This is a genomic window from Kineosporia corallincola (genome assembly GCF_018499875.1).
Lineage (GTDB): Bacteria > Actinomycetota > Actinomycetes > Actinomycetales > Kineosporiaceae > Kineosporia > Kineosporia corallincola.
Window position 1 is genome coordinate 293,265 of the sequence record NZ_JAHBAY010000001.1, and the last position, 15,858, is coordinate 309,122.

The window sequence follows — 15,858 nt, forward strand, 5'->3', positions numbered from 1 at the left end:
CTCCGGTCATGGCATCCCGGGTGTCCCTCTTGCTTTCGATACATTACTGTATCGAATACAGACCTGTATCGAACCTGTTCAGCTGCCCTCTGCCCGGGGCGGCGATCGGAGAAACCCATGTCCACGTTGCTGTACGCGCTGGGTCGGCGCGCCTATCGGGGCCGGCGCTGGGTCGCCGCCCTCTGGGTGCTGATCCTGGTCGCACTCGCCGTCGGGGCGACGACGCTCGGCACCGGCACCACCAATGTCTTCCGGATTCCCGGTACCGCGTCGCAGGACGCCCTCGACCAGCTCGGCGACCGCTTCCCCGAGCTGAGCGGCGGTCAGGCGCAGGTGGTCGTGGTCGCCCCCGAGGGCACCGCGATCACCAGCACCGAGATGAAGACGGCCGTGCAGACCTCGCTGGCCGCGATCGCGAAGGTGGACGGCGTCACCGCGGTCGTCGACCCGTACAACGAGCAGGTACAGGGGGCGCTGTCGCAGGACGGTCAGGTCGCGCTCGGCACCGTGCAGGTGGAGAGCGACTGGCGCGACCACGAGGACGCCATCCGCGACGGCATCGAGGCCGCCGCCCAGCCGATCGAGGACGCCGGTGCCACCGTCGAGTTCGGTGGCGAGGTGTTCCAGGTGTCGCTGCCCTCGGTGAGCCCGACCGAGGGGATCGGGGTGGTCATCGCCCTGGTCATCCTGATCATCACGTTCGGCTCGTTCCTCGCCGCCGGGCTGCCCCTGCTCACCGCGCTGCTCGGCGTCGGTGTCGCGATGGCCGCGATCTTCACCGTCACCCCGCTGGTCGACGTGTCCAGCACGGTGCCACTGCTGGCGCTGATGATCGGCCTGGCCGTCGGCATCGACTACGCCCTGCTGATCGTGTCGCGCCACCGCGACCAACTGCGTGACGGCCTCGACCCGGAGGAGTCGGCGGCCCGCGCCGTGGCCAAGGCCGGCTCGGCCGTGGTGTTCGCCGGCCTGACCGTGATGATCGCCCTGATCGGCCTGGCCGTGGCCCGCATTCCGTTCCTCACCGTGATGGGGGTGGCCGCGGCCGGGGCCGTGCTGGTCGCCGTGCTGGTCGCGCTCACTCTGCTGCCCGCCCTGCTCGGGTTCCTCGGCGCCCGGCTGACGCCGAAGAGCACCGGTGACACCGAACGTCACCGCTTCGCCAACGGCTGGCTGCGCGCCGTGGTGCGCTGGCCGGTGGTGACCGTCCTGATCGTCGTGGTCGGCGTCGGCGCCCTGGCGATCCCGGCCAAGGACTTGCGGCTGGCCCTGACCGACAACGGCACCGCCGCCTCGGACACCACCCAGCGCAAGGCCTTCGACCTGGTGGCCGACCACTTCGGCCCGGGTGCCAACGCCCCGCTGCTGGTCACCGCGGAACTACCGGCCGGCACCGACCCGCAGACCCTGCTCGGGCAGCTGGCCACCGAGCTCGGCGGCCTGGACCACGTGGCCGGGGTCAGCTCCGCGGCCGTCAACTCCGACGGTGACATGGCCGTGGTCGCGCTGATCCCGACCGGCAGCGCCTCCTCCGAGGCCACCGCCGACCTGGTCAACGAGATCCGGGACAGTGCACCGGCCCTGGAGAAGAAGTACGGCGTGCAGGTCGGGGTCACCGGCCAGACCGCGCTGGCCATCGACATCTCCGACCGGCTGTCCGGCGCCCTGCTGCCCTTCGGCGTCCTCGTGGTCGGGCTCTCGCTGATCCTGCTCGGCGCCGTGTTCCGGTCGGTCGCCGTGCCGGTCAAGGCGGCCCTGGGCTACCTGCTCTCGGTCGGCGCCTCGTTCGGGGCCGTCACCGCCGTGTTCGAGTGGGGCTGGCTGTCCGACCTGCTCGGTGTGCAGCGGGTCGGCCCGGTGATCAGCTTCATGCCGATCATCCTGATGGGCGTGCTGTTCGGCCTGGCGATGGACTACGAGGTGTTCCTGGTGGCCCGGATCCGCGAGGAGTTCGTGCACAACGGCGGTGACGCCCGCAAGGCCCTGCACACCGGCTACGCCAGTGGCTCCCGGGTGGTCACGGCCGCCGCGCTGATCATGGTCTCGGTGTTCGCCTCGTTCGTGCCGGAGGGCGACGCCAACATCAAGCCGATCGCCCTGGCCCTGACCGTCGGGGTGTTCGTCGACGCCTTCGTGGTGCGAATGATCTTCGTGCCGGCGGTCCTGGCCCTGCTCGGCCGCTCGGCCTGGTGGATCCCGCGCTGGCTGGACCGGGTGCTCCCGCGCCTGGACGTGGAGGGTGAGGGCCTGGAGAAGAAACTCCAGGAGCGGCAGCCCAGCACGGTCTGACCACCCGAACGGCCCGATCCCGCAGGCCCCCGGACGCGCTCGGTGTCCGGGGGCCTCGTGCGTGGGCCGGTCCGGGCGGGTGAGCCGGTGACGGATCCGTTACCGATGGACACGGTGAGTGTTTCAGGATTCCGGCTGCGCTGCCGATGGGGACGAGACGATCCGTTGGGCCGCAGGGCGCGACGGGTGGGATCCCGCCAGTGCCCGAACCGGAAGGCCTCAGGACCGCTCCATGACTGCCGCCAGCGACACGATGTCGACGAGCACCGGCCGCTTCTCTCCCGTCCGGTTCCTCACCGATCTGCGGATCGGTGTCAAGATCTTGACCCTCGCGGGCCTGGCGGTGGTGCTGACCGCCCTGGTCGGCATCACCGGGCAGCTGGCCGTGAACAACGTGCAGAGCACCAGTGAGAAGATCGCCAACGTCACCGCCGAGGAGAGCCAGTCGATCCTCAAGGCCCGGGCCAACTACAGCGGGTTCCGGCGGTACATCTACACCGTCGCGCTGGCCCAGGACGCGGACAGCCGGGACTCCGGCATCGCCAGCGCCAAGGAGAACTACGACGATGCGCTGAACACGATGAAAGAGCTCCAGCAGATGGAGCTCCCGGCCGCGGTGCAGACCACGCTGGCCGACAAGCTGATCCCGGCCACCGAGCAGTCCTGGCAGATCTGGCAGGACGACCTGCTGCCGACCGCCTCGAAGCTCGACCTGACCGCCACCCAGCTGGCGGCCTACATGGCTCAGGTGACCGCTGACTTCGACCCGGTGGCGAACAGTGTGCGGGACGAGATCGCGACGGTCACCGACGCCCTGGACGCGGCAATGGCCGCGCAGGTCAAGCAGGCCGCCTCGGACGCGAAGAGCGCCTCGATCCGGATCTGGCTGTTCACCCTGGTCGGCGCGGTGCTGCTGGTCGGCGGCGGGCTGGGCATCTCCCGGCTGGTCTCCGGCCCGGTCCGGCGCCTCCAGGAGTCGCTGCACGCGCTGGCCGAGGGCGACCTGACCCGCAGCACCGACGTGCACAGCCGCGACGAGATCGGTGACATGGCAAGCGCGCTGAACGACGCCACCGTCTCGCTGCGCCAGGCCATGGTCCAGATCAGCGGCACCTCCGGCACGCTGTCCGACTCGGCCCGCAACCTCAGCTCGATCTCCGCCCAGATCTCCTCCAGCGCCGACGCCACCTCCAACCAGGCCAACAACCTGGCCGGCACCGCCACCGAGGTGTCGGGCAACGTGCAGACCGTCGCGGCCGGCACCGAGGAGATGTCGGCCAGCATCCGGGAGATCGCCAACTCCTCGTCCGAGGCGGTCCGGGTGGCCTCCAGCGCCGTGAACGAGGCGGTCACCGCCCGCGCCACGGTGGCCAAGCTGGGCGACTCCAGCATCGAGATCGGCAACGTGGTCAAGGCGATCACCTCGATCGCCGAGCAGACCAACCTGCTGGCCCTGAACGCGACCATCGAGGCGGCCCGGGCCGGTGAGGCCGGCAAGGGCTTCGCGGTGGTCGCCGAGGAGGTCAAGCAACTCGCCCAGGAGACCGCCCGTGCCACCGAGGACATCTCGAAGCGGGTGGAGGCCATCCAGGCGGACACCCAGGAGGCCGTCGACGCGATCGCCCGCATCTCGCAGACGATCGAGGACGTCAACTCCTACCAGACCACGATCGCCTCGGCGGTCGAGGAACAGACCGCCACCACCTCGGAGATCTCCCGCAGCATCGCCGAGGCGGCGGGAGGCTCGGCCAGCATCGCCTCCAGCGTGGATTCGGTGGCGAACGCGGCCCAGGCGTCCAGCGACAGCATCTCCCAGGCCGAGCAGGCTGCCGGGGAACTGTCCGGGCTCTCTGCCGAGCTACGTCAGCTGGTGTCCCGTTTCCGGCTGTAAATCCCTGCAACACACCGAAAAACGACCAGCTGACAACCGACCAGCACAAGAGATAGGCGGATCATGCAGGCACTAGTCGTCGACGACTCGCGGGTGATGCGCACCATCCTGACAAAGCTCCTCACCAGTCTGAACTTCGATGTGGTTCAGGCCGGCGACGGAGCCGAGGCGCTCGCGGCCCTGGATGCCGGAGCCCGTCCGGAGGTCGCCCTGGTGGACTGGAACATGCCGGTCATGGACGGTCTGACCTTCATCAAGAAGTGCCGGCAGAACCCGGAGTACCGGGACGTCGTCCTGATGATGGTCACCACCGAGAGCGAGCAGGCGAACATCGTCCGCGCGCTCGCCGCCGGTGCCCACGAGTACGTGATCAAGCCGTTCACCGACGAGGTCATCGCCGAGAAGCTGGAGATGCTGGGGCTGATCGAGCGGTGACTGTCGAATCAAGGCCCGTTCCGGGCCGAGCAGTGGGTGAAGGGAGATCCCCCCGATGAGTATCGCGACCACGGACTTTTCCTTCGTGGCCGACCTGGTACGCCAGCGCAGCTCGATCGATCTGCAACCTGGCAAGGAGTACCTGGTGGAGTCCCGTCTGGTGCCGCTCATGCGGACCAGCGGGGAGAGTGACCTCAGCGCGTTCGTCGGTCGGCTGCGTCGGGGGGACCAGAAGCTGATCGACTCGGTCATCGACGCACTGACCACGAACGAGACGCTGTGGTTCCGTGACACGGTCCCGTTCGACGTGTTCTCGAAGCAGCTGCTCCCCGACGTGGCGAAGTCCTCGGTGACGAAGAAGATCACGGTCTGGTCGGCCGCCTGCTCGTCCGGGCAGGAAGGCTACTCGCTGGCCATGCTGCTGCTCGACTGGCTGCCCAGGAACCCGGGTTTCACCGCCCAGGTGGTCGGCACCGACATCTCGCACAAGATGGTCGACCGGGCGAACGCGGGCAAGTACTCCCAGCTGGAGATCAACCGCGGGCTGCGGGTTCCCTATCTGGTCAAGTACTTCGACCAGGTCGGCCGGGACTGGGTGCTGAAGAAGGAGGTCCGCGACCTGGCGAAGTTCAAGTGGGGCAACCTGGCCCAGCCCGCGGTCGGTCACCCGCAGTGCGACATCGTGTTCCTGCGCAACGTGCTGATCTACTTCGACCCGCCGACCAAGAAGAAGGTCATCGAGAACTGCCGGACGCATCTGCGGCCGGGCGGTTACCTGGTGCTCGGCGGCGCCGAGACGGCACCGTCGCTGGGGCCGAACTGGAAGCGTCTGGACATCGATCGCGCGACCGTGTTCCAGCACCTGGGAGGTGGCGCATGATCGATACCGAGGAACTCGCGGCGGCCCAGCCCGATCTGGAGGTGCTGCTCGTCGAGATGATCGCCTCGGTGCTGGGCGAGCAGGCCGAGCCGACCGGCGAGCCGCTGCCCGCGGCCGCCGGGCTGGCGGTGTCCCGGCTGGTGATCCAGGACCCGACCGACGGCAGCTTCCTGGGTGTCGACGTGCGGGCCGAGGGCAACCTGATCACCACGCTGGCGGCGACCCTGCTCGGTGTGGCCGAGCCGGCGCCGGACGACATGCTCGACGTGATCGCCGAACTCGGCAACATCGCGGCGGGCAACGTGAAATCGCTGCTGTGCCACAACGGTCAGCTCTCGCTGCCCGCCCCGCAGCTGGCGTTCGAGCACGAGGGCGACCCGCCGGACGCGATCCGGGCCGGGGCGAGCCTGCTCGGCAACGTGGTGGAACTCGTGGTGATGCCGCTGCACTCGGCCGATCCGCAGACCCGCTGGCCGCACGGTTCGGCCCAGCACGAGGCCCAGATGCAGGCCTGAGAAGTTCGGCCGGTCACCCGGATTCGGGGGACCGGCCGTTCGTCATCGGGGCGGGCGCCGGTCGCGTTGCGCGGCGGCGATGCGCAGCAGCTGGTCGTCGCTGACCGCCGGGCGGCTGCTCGGCAGCGGGTCGGCGCGCAGGGCGGCCAGGTGCAGGTCGAGGTGCCGCTGCCAGGCGTCGGGGGCGTTGCGCCCGGTCACCGCGACGATGCCGCGCAGCGCCCACATCAGCGCCCGCACGTCGCCCAGCGCGACCCCGGGCGAGATCCGCCCGTGCTGGCCGGCCTGCGAATGCAGTTGCCCGATCAGCGCGTTCAGCTGTTGCTGGTGCTCCTCGTTGCCCGGGCTGAACAGCTGGGCCGAGTAGCCGTGGTGCCGGGCCAGCGACCGGCCGAACGCCCGCAGGAACGTCTCCAGCCCGTGGCCGAGCTCGTCTTCCAGCCCGGCCCGGGCGGTGCTGATCAGCTCGTCCAGGATGATCCGGACCAGCTCGTCGACCAGGGCCTGTTTGTTCGGGTAGTGCCGGTAGAGGGTGCCGACGCCGACCCCGGCCCGAGTGGCGATCTGCTCCATGCTGGCCTCGACGCCGGACTCGGAGATCACCTCACGGGCCGCGGTGAGCACGGCCTCCTGGTTGCGCAACGCGTCTTTACGCATCGGACGCGCGATGGTTCCCACGGCGCTCACCTCGGCCGGGCCGTCAATCCCGTTCATCACCCACGAGCGTACCGCCCGGCACCAGGGCGAGTTCCGGGGTCGCCACCGGTTTCCCGGTGTCCACGGGCCCGATGGTGGACGTGGTGCGCACGGTGGTCACGGACCGCACCCCGGGTTTCAGGTCGGGGATCAGCAGGCCGGCCAGCGTGGCCAGCACCAGGGCGCCGGTGAGCATCGCGAAACCGACCGTGTAGCCCGACTCCTCGGGGAATCCGGTGGGCCCGGCGTGGGCGGTGACCACGCTCGCCATCACGGCCGAGCCGATCGCCCCGCCGATGGTGCGGATGTTGGCGTTCATGCCGCTGGCCACGCCGGTCTGCTCCTGTGGCACGCCCTGCACGATCAGCCCGGACATCGCCGAGAACACCCAGCCCATGCCGAAACCGAAGAGCGCGCAACCGATCAGGATCTGCCAGGTGGTGTCGTGTGCGAAGGCGAACATCAGCATCGACAGCATGGTGACGGCGCAGCCGGCCACGGTGAACCACTTGCCGCCGTAGCGCGCCGACAGGTTGCCCGACAGGATGCCGGTGGGCAGCTGCACGATGCACTGCGGGGCCATCATCAGCCCGGAGACGGTGATCCCGGCGCCGAACCCGTACCCCGCCTCGACCGGCGTCTGGAGCAGCTGGGGCAGGAAGCCGAACACCGCGTACATGGCCACGCCGAGCAGCAGGGCCACCAGGTTCGCGGTCCAGACCGGGCGCCGTCGCATCATCCGCATGTCGATCAGCGGTGTGGCGGCGCGAGTTTCGGCCAGTATCCAGAGCCCGGCCAGCACCAGGGCGGCGACGATCAGGCCGATCACCGGTACCGATCCCCAGCCCCACGACGAGGCCTGGCTGAGGGCGAGCAGCAGGCAGACCAGCCAGGCCGACAGCAGCAGGGCCGGCGGCCAGGAGATCTTGCCGGGGGAACGGACCGGTGAGGCGGGCACCAGCAGGTGGGCGGCCACCGCGGCGCCCGCGGTCATGACCATCGGGATCCAGAACAGCCAGCGGTACGAGAGCACGTCGACGATCGGGCCGGCCAGCACCAGTCCCAGGCCGCCACCGACCGCGCTGAGCGAGGCCAGGCTGCCGACGGCGCCGGTGACCCGGTGCGCCGGGTACTCGTCGCGGATGATGCCGAAGGCCAGCGGCAGTACGCCGCCGCCGAGGCCCTGGATCACCCGGGCGACGATCATCACGGCCAGGTTCGGGGCCAGGGCGGAGAGCAGGGAGCCGACCGCCAGGGCGATCAGCGTGGCGACGAAAACCCTTTCCTTGCCGGCCAGGTCGCCGAGCCGGCCGAGGATCGGGGTGGCCACCGAGGCGGACAGCAGATAGGCGGTCAGCACCCAGGTGACGCCGCTCTGGCTGGTGCCCAGGTCGTGCTGGATGGTCGTCATCACCGGGATGACGAGCGACTGGAGGAGGGTGAAGGCCGCGACGCCCAGCGTGAGGACGGCGAAGGTGACCGAGGGGGAGGTGCGGCGGACGGGGGACGGTGGTGCAGCGGCGGACCGCATGGGGCTCCTTGTCTGTGCGAAACGGAACTGTGATTCCGCTCCGCCCAGGCTATAGCACCTTCTATTGCCAATCGGACATGACGACGGAACACTCGGGCGGGTTACCAAAGTGTTCATAGGCGGTCCATAGGGTGATCAAGAGGGCGAATGGTGAAGAAGAAGTACATGGTGGCGGCGGTTTCCGCCGCCCTGGTGGCCACCACCGCGGTCTCCGGCTCGGTGGCCCGGGCCATCGGTTCCGGCGACCAGGCGAACCAGGCGAACCGGGCCACGGTGGTGACCACCGCGGCGTCCACCGCCCAGGTCTCCTACACGCCCACGGCGATCAAGTGGGGCAAGTGTGATGACGCCGGCCTGAAGTCGCTGGGGGCCCAGTGCGGCTTCCTGACCGTGCCCCTCGACTACGACAAGCCCCAGGGCAAGACGATCAAGCTCGCCGTCTCGCGGGTCAAGCACACCGTGAAGAAGGCGAAGTACCAGGGCGTCATGCTGGTGAACCCGGGCGGCCCGGGCGGTTCCGGCCTGAGTCTGTCGTCGCTCGGCCAGTACGTGCCGGACGGCGCCGGGGACGCCTACGACTGGATCGGTTTCGACCCGCGCGGCGTGGGCTCCAGCAAGCCCTCCCTCACCTGCGACGGCTCGTACTTCTCCTACGACCGGCCGAAGTACGTGCCGGGCACCGCCAAGGACGAGAAGACCTGGCTGAAGCGGGCCAAGACCTACGCGGCCAAGTGCGAGAAGGCCGGCGGCGCGCTGCTCGACAACGTGAAGACCACCGACACCGTCAAGGACATGGACGTCCTGCGGAAGGCGCTGGGCAAGAAGAAGATCAACTTCTACGGCTTCTCGTACGGCACCTACCTGGGCCAGGTCTACAGCACGATGTACCCGGGCCGGGTGCGCCGCATGGTGCTCGACGGCGTCGTCGACCCGCGTGACGTCTGGTACGACGCGAACCTGAACCAGGACGTCGCGTTCGACAAGAACATGGACACGTTCTTCGCCTGGGTGGCCAAGTACAACTCGGTCTACCGGCTCGGCAAGACCGAGGCCGCGGTGGAGAAGGAGTACTACAAGCAGCTGAAGGCCCTCGACAAGAAGGCCGCCGGGGGCAAGATCGGCGGCGACGAGTGGACCGACATCTTCCTGTCCGCCGGGTACTACGTGTTCGGCTGGGAGGACGTCGCCGACGCCTTCGCCGGCTGGGTGCACGACGGCGACTGGAAGACGCTGAAGGCGATGTACGACGACTCGCAGCCGCAGGGCCCGGGCGAGGACAACGGCTACGCGATGTACCTGGCCACCCAGTGCACCGACGTGCAGTGGCCGACGAGCTGGGCGAAGTGGAAGAAGGACAACGCCGCCGTGCACCAGAAGGCGCCGTTCGAGACCTGGGCCAACGCCTGGTTCAACGCGCCGTGCCTGTACTGGGACGGTGAGGTGGGCAAGCCGGTGAAGGTGGACGGCTCGAAGGCGCCGGCGATCCTGCTGATCGCCGAGACCCACGACGCGGCCACCCCCTACGCGGGGGCGCTCGAGGTGCGCAAGCGCTTCCCGAAGTCGGTGCTGATCGAGGGCGTCGGGGGCACCACCCACTCCGGCTCGCTGAACGGCGTCAGCTGCACCGACGACGCCATCGCCGACTACCTCACCGACGGCACACTGCCGAGCCGGGCGAAGGGCAACGCGTCGGACAAGAAGTGCGACCCGGTGCCCCAGCCGGTTCCGGCCGGGGCGTCGAGCTCCGGAAAATCGGCCTGAGCAACGGCATTCAGCAACGAGGCGGCCCGGTCCCCGAGGGGACCGGGCCGCTTCGCGTAGTGGTGCGCCGGCTCAGTGCTGCTGGTGCTCCTGGCGGCCCTCGACGTCTTCGTCGTCCCCGTCGTCCTCGGGTTCCTCGTCGTCCAGGTCCTCGTCGTCGTCCAGCACGTCTTCGGTCTGCACCAGGTAGGGCGGCAGGTGCCGGTCGGCGTTGAACGGGGTGAACCAGTAGTCGAAGCCCATCGGTGCGGAGTCCGGGCCGACCCGCAGTTCCTCGTCGTCCGCGTCGTCCGGGGTCTGCGGGTCGAACAGGATCTCGTGATCGGGGTCTTCGAACAGGTGCTCCTCGACCGCCTCCCGCCAGCCCGGCTCCAGCCCGACGTCGGCCAGGTCGAGCTGCACCTCGGCGGTGTCGAGGATCAGCCGCAGGGCCAGCTCCTGGGCCACGCAGGCCAGCGGCTCCCAGCCGGCCGTGAGCCGGCGGGTGACGTCGGCCATGGCGATGATCAGCCGCTGGGCGAACAGTGCGTCGTAGCGGTCGGCGTAACGCACCGGCAGGCCGCCGAGCACGAAGAACACGTCGTCCGGGGCGTCGGCCACGGTCTCGGTGGTGCCGTCGCGGGTCAGCGTGTCCAGATCGATGAACAGCTGGTCGACCGCCGCCACCGAGGCCTGGAACAGCGCCCCGGCCAGGAACCGGGCCTGGGCCAGCGCCTCCTCCCGCTCCTCCTCGTCGTCGGCGTGCACGTCGAGCGCGGTCAGCAGCGCCGGGTCGACACCGGTGAGCAGCTCCGCGCTGTGCAGCAGCTGCGCGCGGGTCGCCTCGGTGTTGCGGCTGGTGGCGATGCCGGTGAGGACCAGGCCGTCGGCCTCGGTGACGATGACGACCGAGCCCTCCTCGCCGAACTCGTCCTCGTCGGTGTCGTCGTCGGTGTCGTCGCCGTCCAGGGTCAGGCCGTCGAAGTCGTCCAGCACCTGGAGGTCGGGGCCGAAGTCGTCGAGCCCGTCGATCTCGTCTGCCGACTCACCGGTGACGCTCACCGAGAACGGTCCCCAGCCCGGGTTGGCGGGGTCGTTGACCAGCGCCGCGACGCTGTCTCCCACCAGGCTGAGCACCTCGGGGGAAGCCAGGCCCGGCGCCGCGACGGTCAGGCTGATGTCGACGTCGCCGGTGCTGCCGTTGGTCAGGTAGCCCTCGTTGGTGCACTCGGCGATGGCCAGCGTGACCGCTTCTTCGAGCCGGCGGAGCATGCCGTCGCGCTCCAGCGCGGACGAACCGTCCGCGGCGCCCACCAGGATGGTCAGCTCGTCGTCGTCCTCTTCCATGCAGGCAGTCTGCCTGACCGGGGCACCTTCCGTCAGTGGGGACGCGATCCGGGCGGGGCCGGAACGGGGCGAACTACGCGCTACGGGCCTGCTGGGCCTGATGCGGGTGCAGATGCCGGTAGGTTCCGTTGAAGTAGAGCAGGGGGTGCAGACCCGGCGTGGCGTGCAGCGACCGCACCCGGCCGACGGTGAGGTAATGGTCACCGGTCACGAATTCGTTCTCAAGTTCGCAGTCGATGGTGGCCAGCACCCCCTCCAGGCGCGGGGCACCGGTCGTGCCGGTCTCCCAGCGCACCCCACGCCACTTGTCCGAGCCGCTGCGGGCGAACTGGTTGCACAGGTCCTGCTGGCCGGCTTCGAGGATGTTCACGGTGAACGCCCGGGCCCGGCGGATACGCGGGTAGGTGGTGGAGGTCAGCGACGGTGAGAAGGCGATCAGCGGCGGGTCGAGGGAGAGGCTGAAGAACGACTGGCAGGTCATGCCGACCGGCTCATCGTCGTCGAGGGCCGTGACCACGGTGATGCCGGAGGCGAAGCCGCCGATCACCTTGCGGAAACGGGCGGCGTCGATGCTGTCGAACTCGTCAGTCACGGGGGGCCTCCAGCCGGCCGGTGATCGCGGGCACCAGGGTGGCGGCGTTCGCCTGGCCCCAGTCGGCGGTGATCTGGTCCAGCTCGGCGATCCGGTTCATCACCAGGTAGAGCCCCCGGCTCGGCACCGTGGCGCCCAGCTCGACCAGCAGGGGACGCAGGTTGACCTCGGTGGCCATGGCGTGGTCGGCGGCCGCGCCGGTCATCACCGGCACCGCCACCACGCCGGCCAGGCCGTTGCTGGGGTAGCGGTCGAGGAACGCCTTGAGCAGGCCGGTGTAGGTGGCCTTGTAGGTGGGCGAGGCCACCACCAGGACGTCGCTGGCCGCCACCGCGTCGTTCAGGGCGGCCAGGGTCGGCTCGGGCCACTCGAACAGCCGGGAGGAGTGCTCGGCCAGGTCGATCACCTGGTACTCGGTCTGCTCACCGGGCACCAGCTTCTCGATCACGCCGGCGAGGGACTCCGCCACACGCAGGGTTCGGGAGGCGGGCTTGGGGTTGCCCACGACCACGGCGATCTTCACCGCTTCACATCCTTCAGCAGCCGGGCGCCGCGCCCGGTGAGGGGCGCAACGCTGACGAGATGGTCAGCTCCTGCGGCACGGGGATGCCCGACGGCGTTGTACGGGCAGCCAGAAGTGCCTGCAATGCAGGAACATTCACCTGACGCCTTTTTGTGGGGCGCCGGCGGCTGCAACGTCTTACGCTGCTTCAATCGATATTAAGGTCACCCTTCGTCATGTCAAGATTCTTGACCGGAACAGTGAGGTAGGCCTCGCCCCCTCCGGGCCGGGCCGGGCTACTTGACCGATCCCGCCGTCAGACCGCCCACCAGGTGCTTCTCGATCAGGGCGAAGAGCACGACGACCGGTACGACGGCGATCAGCGATGCGGCGAAAAGCTCGTCCCAGTGCTGCTGGTAGCCCGTGACGTAGGAGTTGATGCCGACGGTCAGCGGTTTCTTGTCGTCGTCCTGCATCAGGGTCAGCGCCACCACGTACTCGTTCCAGGCCGCGATGAAGGTGAAGATCACCGTGGTCACCAGGCCGGGCAGGGTGAGGGGCAGCATCACGTGCCAGAGGGTGCGCACCCGGCCGCAGCCGTCGAGGTGCGCGGCCTCCTCGACGTCCCTGGGGATCGACGAGAAGAAGCCCTGGAGGATCCAGATCGCGAAGGCCAGGTTGAAGGCGGCGTTCGTGATGATGATCGACAGGTAGGTGTTGACCAGCGTGAGGTCGAAGAACTCCCGGTACAGCCCGACCACCAGCGAGGTCGGCGAGAACATCTGGGTGACCAGCACGACGAGCAGGAACGCGGTGCGCCCGGGAAACCTGAACCGGGCCGTGAAGTAGGCCGCCGGAACCGCCGCCACCAGCACGATCGCGGTCGAGCTGACCGCCACGACCAGCGAGGTGCGCAGCCAGTTCAGGAAGCGGGCGTCGCTCAGCACGGTGCCGAAGGTGTTCCACTGCCACTCGCGCGGGAGGAACGTGGGCGGTGAGGCCAGCACATCACCGCTGGGCCGCAGCGCGTCGAGCAGCATCACCGCGTAGGGCGAAACGAACACCAGCGTGATCGCCAGGCCGATCAGCGAAAGGTAGTACGGCCGGAGTCTTCTGGTCAGGGTCATGCCTGCGTCACCTCCCTCCAGCGGATGATCCGCAGGTAGATCAGCACCACCACGAGGATCAGCAGCACGTTGACCACACCCATCGCGGCGGACATTCCGACGCTGCGCTCGGCCGCCTTGAAGGCCAGCTTGTAGGAGTAGGTGATCGAGGTGTCGTGGCTGAAGCCCGGATTGCGGTCGTTCAGGGTGTAGATCACCGGGAACGAGTTGAACACGTAGATCAGGTTCAGCACGCTGGCCACCAGCAGGGCCGGACGCAGCAGCGGAAGAGTGATGTGCCGGTAGATCTTCCACGGCGAGGCGCCGTCCACCCGGGCCGCCTCGACGATGTCGCCGGGGATCGCGTTCAGCCCGGCGAGCAGCACGTACGCGGTGAACGGCAGCGAGACGAACACCCCGACGCCGATCATCGAGGGCATCACCCAGGAGTCGTCGCCGAGGAAGTCGATCGGCTCGCCGAGCAGGTGCAGGTTCACCAGCAGGCGGTTCAGGATGCCGTGCTCGTAGTCGAGGATCAGGGTGAACAGCCGCGAGGTGATCACCAGCGAGGCGGCCCAGGGGATGATGATCGCCCAGCGCATCAGGGTGCGGCCGCGGAAGTCCTTGGCCATGAACTGGGCCAGGGCCAGGCCGATCAGGATGGTCAGCGCCACCACCACGACCACCCAGACCGCGGTGTTCGCCAGCACGGTCCACAGGTCGTCGTGCTGAAAGATGCTGGTGTAGTTGTCGAATCCGGCCGAGCCCTTGCGCAGCCCGGTGATCGAGTAGTCCGACAGCGAGGCCTGCACCAGGGCGATCGCCGGGTACACCACCACACCGGCGATCAGGAGCAGCGGCACGATCAGCCAGGGGACGGCGGAAAGTGCGCTGGCGTGTCCGGTTTCGCGACGGCGACGGCGGCGGGCCGGCGCCGTGGGCGCGGCCGGGGTGCCGGCCGCGCCCACGGGGGTGTCGAGCTGGTCGGTCAACTCAGCTCCCGGACTCCGCCTGCTCCTGGAGGTCGTCCAGGACCGCCTTCGGGTCACCGTCCGGGCCCACCGCGGCGCCGATCTCCTGCTGCACGGCCAGTTTGACGGTGTCCCACTTCGGGTCGTCGGTCGGCGTCAGCTGCACGCCGGTCAGGGTGTCGAGGTAGACCTTCAGGTCCTCGTTCGAGCTGAACTTCTCCACGCCGGAGGTGGTGACGGGCAGGAAGCCCTCGTTCTCGATGAACGTGTTCACCTGGTCGGGCTGGTAGTACAGGTCGTAGAAGGCCTTGATCGCGTCGGCGTTGCCGTCTTTCTTGAACGCCATCAGGTAGTCGGTGACGCCGTACGACTTGGGCTCGTCGCCGTTGTTGGTCGGCATCGGGGCCACGCCGTAGTCGACCTTGCCGGCTTCGTCGAGAGTGGCCGCCAGCGGCGAGAAGCCCACGACCATACCGGCTTTTCCGGCCGCGAAGTCGGCGAAGGCGCCGTCGGTGCGGTTGGTCTTGCCCGGGTTGTTCTGGGTCAGGCCGTCATCGGCGAGCTTCTTCAGGAACGACAGGGTCTCGACGTTCTCGGCCGAGTTGATCGTCCATCGGCCGTCGGTCTTCCAGTTGCCGCCGTTGTTGAACATCCAGATCGAGAACTCGGCCTGGGCCTCCTCCGGGCCGAGCGGCTCGGCGTAACCGGCTGTGCCGTCGCCCAGATCGGCGATCTTCTTGGCGTCGGCGGCGAACTCGTCCCAGGTGGTCGGCGCGGCGTCGATCCCGGCGTCCTCGAACAGCTTCTTGTTGTAGAACAGGGCGCGGGCCGAGGACAGGTCGGGCATGCCGTAGAGCTTGCCCTCGTAGGTGCCACTGGTGACGAAGTTCGGCAGCAGGTCGGACTTCACGCTGTCGGACAGCACGTCGTCGGCGCTGTACAGCAGGTCGTCCTGCGCGTAACTGGCGTAGGCGTTGAGGTTCAGGATGTCCGGCGGGTTGCCGTTCTGGATCATCGTGCTGCTCTGCTGGTCGATGTCGTCCCAGCTGACCACCTGGACCTCGAGCTTGATCCCGGTCTTCTCCTCGTAGGTCTTGGCGAAACTCTGCCAGAAACCGGCTGTCTCGTCCGAGTACTCGGCGGCGACCAGCTTGATCGAGTCGACCTTGCCGCTGTCACCCTCCGCGTCGCCGCCTCCGGTGCCGCCGCCGCAGGCGGCGAGCGTGAGCGCCAGGCCGGTGAGTCCGACCGTGAGGGCCTGGGTTCGTCTGTTCATCGCAGAAACTCCTGATGCCGGGTGGGGAGTTTGTAAAGACGCCTTACGATTCGGCCGTAAGGCTTGCGCAGGATTCCGGCGGCGTCA

Annotated in this window: 14 protein-coding genes; 6 read left to right on the plus strand and 8 right to left on the minus strand. The window is 68.8% G+C overall.

From position 1 onward, the window contains the following. Nucleotides 1–117 precede the first annotated feature (117 nt). From KIH74_RS01340 to KIH74_RS01360, 5 genes are all read left to right on the plus strand, one after another. Nucleotides 118–2,289, plus strand: a complete 2,172-nt coding sequence (locus KIH74_RS01340; RefSeq protein ID WP_214153565.1) for an MMPL family transporter — start codon at nucleotides 118–120, stop codon at nucleotides 2,287–2,289. Between the two features lie 232 nt (nucleotides 2,290–2,521). Continuing rightward, entirely contained in the window at nucleotides 2,522–4,180 is a 1,659-nt protein-coding gene (locus KIH74_RS01345; RefSeq protein ID WP_214153566.1) for a methyl-accepting chemotaxis protein, read from the plus strand. A gap of 63 nt (nucleotides 4,181–4,243) precedes the next feature. Next, nucleotides 4,244–4,615, plus strand: coding sequence for a response regulator (locus tag KIH74_RS01350; RefSeq protein ID WP_214153568.1), 372 nt, complete (start codon nucleotides 4,244–4,246; stop codon nucleotides 4,613–4,615). Nucleotides 4,616–4,670: 55 nt separating this feature from the next. Continuing rightward, on the plus strand, nucleotides 4,671–5,495 hold the full coding sequence (locus KIH74_RS01355) for a CheR family methyltransferase (RefSeq protein WP_214153570.1): 825 nt from the start codon (nucleotides 4,671–4,673) through the stop codon (nucleotides 5,493–5,495). After that, the gene (locus KIH74_RS01360) at nucleotides 5,492–6,010 is read left to right on the plus strand and encodes a chemotaxis protein CheX (RefSeq protein ID WP_214153572.1); all 519 of its coding nucleotides are present in this window, start codon (nucleotides 5,492–5,494) and stop codon (nucleotides 6,008–6,010) included. The genes KIH74_RS01355 and KIH74_RS01360 overlap by 4 nt, the downstream gene beginning before the upstream one ends. A 42-nt stretch (nucleotides 6,011–6,052) precedes the next feature. Here the strand turns inward: KIH74_RS01360 and KIH74_RS01365 are convergent, their stop codons facing one another. Continuing rightward, on the minus strand, nucleotides 6,053–6,724 hold the full coding sequence (locus tag KIH74_RS01365; protein WP_214153574.1) for a TetR/AcrR family transcriptional regulator: 672 nt from the start codon (nucleotides 6,722–6,724) through the stop codon (nucleotides 6,053–6,055). Continuing rightward, entirely contained in the window at nucleotides 6,711–8,237 is a 1,527-nt protein-coding gene (locus KIH74_RS01370) for an MFS transporter (RefSeq protein ID WP_214153579.1), read from the minus strand. Before KIH74_RS01370 ends, KIH74_RS01365 begins: the two co-directional genes overlap by 14 nt. 147 nt (nucleotides 8,238–8,384) lie before the next feature. Here KIH74_RS01370 and KIH74_RS01375 point away from each other — a divergent pair, with 147 nt between their 5' ends. Next, nucleotides 8,385–9,998 carry an alpha/beta hydrolase gene (locus KIH74_RS01375; protein ID WP_214153581.1) on the plus strand — a complete coding sequence of 538 codons (1,614 nt, stop codon included), beginning with the start codon at nucleotides 8,385–8,387 and terminating at the stop codon, nucleotides 9,996–9,998. A gap of 72 nt (nucleotides 9,999–10,070) precedes the next feature. Here KIH74_RS01375 and KIH74_RS01380 read toward each other — a convergent pair whose 3' ends face one another. The 6 genes from KIH74_RS01380 to KIH74_RS01405 form a co-directional block, all read right to left on the minus strand. Next, nucleotides 10,071–11,324 (minus strand): hypothetical protein, encoded by a 1,254-nt coding sequence (locus KIH74_RS01380; RefSeq protein ID WP_214153583.1) that lies wholly within the window; start codon nucleotides 11,322–11,324, stop codon nucleotides 10,071–10,073. A 73-nt stretch (nucleotides 11,325–11,397) separates the two neighbouring features. Then, a complete protein-coding gene (locus tag KIH74_RS01385) occupies nucleotides 11,398–11,916 on the minus strand; it encodes a flavin reductase family protein (protein WP_214153584.1) in 519 nt (172 codons plus the stop codon). Beyond that, nucleotides 11,909–12,439, minus strand: a complete 531-nt coding sequence (locus KIH74_RS01390; protein ID WP_214153586.1) for an NADPH-dependent FMN reductase — start codon at nucleotides 12,437–12,439, stop codon at nucleotides 11,909–11,911. Before KIH74_RS01390 ends, KIH74_RS01385 begins: the two co-directional genes overlap by 8 nt. A gap of 275 nt (nucleotides 12,440–12,714) precedes the next feature. Beyond that, nucleotides 12,715–13,545 (minus strand): carbohydrate ABC transporter permease, encoded by an 831-nt coding sequence (locus KIH74_RS01395; RefSeq protein ID WP_214153588.1) that lies wholly within the window; start codon nucleotides 13,543–13,545, stop codon nucleotides 12,715–12,717. Then, complete coding sequence (locus KIH74_RS01400) at nucleotides 13,542–14,516, minus strand: carbohydrate ABC transporter permease (RefSeq protein ID WP_214153590.1); 975 nt, start codon at nucleotides 14,514–14,516, stop codon at nucleotides 13,542–13,544. The genes KIH74_RS01395 and KIH74_RS01400 overlap by 4 nt, the downstream gene beginning before the upstream one ends. Before the next feature lies 1 nt (nucleotide 14,517). After that, on the minus strand, nucleotides 14,518–15,771 hold the full coding sequence (locus KIH74_RS01405; protein WP_214153591.1) for an extracellular solute-binding protein: 1,254 nt from the start codon (nucleotides 15,769–15,771) through the stop codon (nucleotides 14,518–14,520). Between the last annotated feature and the right edge of the window lie 87 nt (nucleotides 15,772–15,858).

Excerpts from the sequence above, each read along its gene's own strand:
- KIH74_RS01375 (WP_214153581.1), top strand. The coding sequence starts at position 8,385 with ATGGTGAAGAAGAAGTACATGGTGGCGGCGGTTTCCGCCGCCCTGGTG.
- KIH74_RS01355 (WP_214153570.1), top strand. The coding sequence starts at position 4,671 with ATGAGTATCGCGACCACGGACTTTTCCTTCGTGGCCGACCTGGTACGC.
- KIH74_RS01350 (WP_214153568.1), top strand. The coding sequence starts at position 4,244 with ATGCAGGCACTAGTCGTCGACGACTCGCGGGTGATGCGCACCATCCTG.
- KIH74_RS01345 (WP_214153566.1), top strand. The coding sequence starts at position 2,522 with ATGACTGCCGCCAGCGACACGATGTCGACGAGCACCGGCCGCTTCTCT.
- KIH74_RS01370 (WP_214153579.1), bottom strand. The coding sequence starts at position 8,237 with ATGCGGTCCGCCGCTGCACCACCGTCCCCCGTCCGCCGCACCTCCCCC.
- KIH74_RS01360 (WP_214153572.1), top strand. The coding sequence starts at position 5,492 with ATGATCGATACCGAGGAACTCGCGGCGGCCCAGCCCGATCTGGAGGTG.
- KIH74_RS01395 (WP_214153588.1), bottom strand. The coding sequence starts at position 13,545 with ATGACCCTGACCAGAAGACTCCGGCCGTACTACCTTTCGCTGATCGGC.
- KIH74_RS01340 (WP_214153565.1), top strand. The coding sequence starts at position 118 with ATGTCCACGTTGCTGTACGCGCTGGGTCGGCGCGCCTATCGGGGCCGG.
- KIH74_RS01365 (WP_214153574.1), bottom strand. The coding sequence starts at position 6,724 with ATGAACGGGATTGACGGCCCGGCCGAGGTGAGCGCCGTGGGAACCATC.
- KIH74_RS01405 (WP_214153591.1), bottom strand. The coding sequence starts at position 15,771 with ATGAACAGACGAACCCAGGCCCTCACGGTCGGACTCACCGGCCTGGCG.
- KIH74_RS01380 (WP_214153583.1), bottom strand. The coding sequence starts at position 11,324 with ATGGAAGAGGACGACGACGAGCTGACCATCCTGGTGGGCGCCGCGGAC.